Origin of the sequence: Streptomyces sp. CBMA29, from assembly GCF_014596445.1 — a bacterium.
In the GTDB taxonomy this organism is placed as follows: Bacteria; Actinomycetota; Actinomycetes; order Streptomycetales; family Streptomycetaceae; genus Actinacidiphila.
Genome location: NZ_MECL01000017.1, coordinates 1 through 1,424, shown reverse-complemented (window position 1 = coordinate 1,424; position 1,424 = coordinate 1). Strand labels below are relative to the sequence as shown.

1 protein-coding gene is annotated in these 1,424 nt (G+C 68.2%); it reads left to right on the top strand.

Annotation, left to right across the window (positions count from 1 at the left end):
* Positions 1 to 43 precede the first annotated feature (43 nt).
* Positions 44 to 1,291 (top strand): transposase, encoded by a 1,248-nt coding sequence (locus BGM09_RS02815; RefSeq protein WP_411158245.1) that lies wholly within the window; start codon positions 44 to 46, stop codon positions 1,289 to 1,291.
* Positions 1,292 to 1,424 lie beyond the last annotated feature (133 nt).

Sequence of the window (1,424 nt, the reverse complement as noted above, 5' to 3'; positions counted from 1 at the left end):
GGGGGTGGCCTTCGTCTGATCATGTGCTCCGACCAAGGTGCACGTGACCACGACGAAGGCCGTGAGGGTGTGTCTGCTGCCTGATGCTGTTCGGAGGGAAGCGTTCGCGGAAGCGTCACGCTTCCGGGGAGAGTTCTACGAGTGTCTGACCGCCCGGCGCGACGAGTTGTTCGAACTGGCGGACGCGGTGCTGTGTGCGGACGGTGCGGTGAAGTCCCCGGTGGACTTGACGCTGTTGCCCGAGCATCGCCGTGGACACGGAGCGATGTATGGCGGCCTGAACGACGGCCGGATCATCACCGAAAGCCTGCGGACGGTGCTGGCCGGGCTGTCGCTGCCGCGTTTCGATGGCGGGCGGCTGGTCCTGGCGGTCGACGTGTCGCCATGGCTCCGCTCGGACGCACCGTGTTCGGCAGAGCGCCTGTTCTGCCACGTCTACGGCCGGGCGAAGACCGTGTCGCAGTTCATTCCGGGCTGGCCGTACTCCTTCGTGGCCGTTCTGGAGCCGGGTTCCACGTCCTGGACCGCGATCCTGGACGCGGTCCGGCTCGGCCCGGCGGACGACGCGACCGCTGTCACCGCCGCCCAACCCCGAGGGGTTGTTGAGCAACTCATCGCCGCTGGCCAGTGGCAGGCCGGGAACCCGGACATCGTGATCGTCAGCGATGCCGGCTACGTCGTCACCCGCCAGCCGGGGACAAACGGCCGGCCGCCCAAGCACGGCCCGGAATTCCGGTTCACCAAGCCGGAGACCTGGCCCGAGCCCGCGATCACCACGGTCACCGACACCACCAACTACGGCAAGGCCGAGACCCAGGCATGGGACCGGGTCCACCCACGGCTCCTCATGGCTCGATCACGACGGCGAACTTCCCCTGGTCGAGGGCACGTTGATGCGACTGAAGGTGCAGCACTTGCCGACGGACCGGAACGCCCCGCCCGTGTGGTTATGGTCCTCGAAGACCGGCGCCACCCCGGACGAGGCGGACCGTTTCTGGCAGGCATGTCTCCGTCGCTTCGATCTGGAGCACACCTTCCGCTTCGCGAAGCAGACCCTCGGATGGACCACCCCGAAACTCCGCACCCCCGAGGCGGCGGACCGCTGGACCTGGATCCTGATCGTCGCCCACACCCAGCTCCGGCTCGCCCGGCCCCTCGCCGAAGACCTCCGCCGGCCCTGGGAGAAGCCGACCACCTCCGACCGGCTCACCCCGGCCCGGGTCCGCCGAGGGTTCAGGAACATCCGCGCTCACCTCGCCTGCCCGGCCCGTGTCCCCAAACCCCGAGGTAACGGGCCCGGACGGCCGCCCGGCGCCAAGAACAAACACCGGGCACCCCGCTACGACATCGGCAAAACCGTCAAACGCCCCGACACCCTCAAAGCCATCGGCAAGCCCGGAAGATCTTGGTAGATAAAGGACAAG